This window comes from Nocardioides pyridinolyticus, assembly GCF_054653575.1.
This window is the reverse complement of the sequence record NZ_BAAIFY010000078.1, coordinates 1-889: the sequence shown is the minus strand read 5'-3', so window position 1 is coordinate 889 and position 889 is coordinate 1. Positions and strand designations below refer to the sequence as shown.

The 889-nt window shown below is 65.2% G+C and carries 2 protein-coding genes; one reads left to right on the top strand and one right to left on the bottom strand.

Translation table 11 applies throughout. The features are described from left to right. Positions 1–304: 304 nt before the first annotated feature. Positions 305–571 (bottom strand): hypothetical protein, encoded by a 267-nt coding sequence (locus ACYQ0U_RS22720; protein ID WP_459976157.1) that lies wholly within the window; start codon positions 569–571, stop codon positions 305–307. 100 nt (positions 572–671) lie between these two features. Here ACYQ0U_RS22720 and ACYQ0U_RS22715 point away from each other — a divergent pair. Continuing rightward, positions 672–889: transposase (locus ACYQ0U_RS22715; RefSeq protein WP_459976156.1), on the top strand; the 218-nt coding region annotated here is incomplete at its 3' end.

Below are 889 nucleotides of genomic sequence, written 5' to 3'. Positions count from 1 at the left end.
ATCTCCGGTCACCCGACATAGTCGGTGGGGCCCTCTTGTTGAACGCCCGGCCATCTCGCTCGGCTCCGATGGGTACCACATAGTCAGCACAAGCGACGTCCGAAGTTGCCCGAGGTGCTCCGAAACAATGGGACAGCGTGGAAGCCAGACACATTGGTTCGATCTGTGGCGGGGCTGCAGATCGAGTGGGTTAGGCAGAGATAGACCGACATTCGACGAGGGGTCGAAGCGGCTCGTCCATCTGAGAAGGTCAGGGGTTCGAATCCCCTCAGCTCCACCCTGTGATCGCTCAGGAGATCCCGGACTATCCGGACCCCGGTTGGGGTCCGGGTTTTCTGTTTCTGGGGTTTGGCCCTGGGGTTCGGCCGAGCGGCTGGTAGTCGCGGGCGGGGTCGATGAGCAGGTCGCGGATGAGTTCGCCGGTGGCGGCGTCGACGATGCGGACGTGGAGGTCGTCGACGATCTTGAGGACGCGGGTGCGGCGGTGGGCGTAGCCGATGCCGATGTGGTGGAGTCGTCCGTGGATGCGCAGGGTGAGCTTGCCGTTGCTGTCCACGACGTCGTGCAGCACCCGGTAGTGGGGGTCTGAATCGCCCCGGGTCTGGTGAAGGCTCTCAAACCATGGAGGATGAGAGTCATGGCAGCACCCAGGAAGTACCTCGCCGAGTTGCGTGAGCGGGCCACCAGGATGGCCGGAGCTCCGGGCGGATCCGGCAACGAAGCAGGGCGCGATCGCTCGGGTGGCCGAGCAGCTTGGCATGCACCCCGAGACCCTGCGCAACTGGGTCCGGCAGGCTGAGATCGACGGTGGTGTCCGGCCGGGCACCACGACCAGCGATGCGCAGCGGCTGGCGGAGCTCGAGCGGGAGACTTGGACACGGGGTGTGAT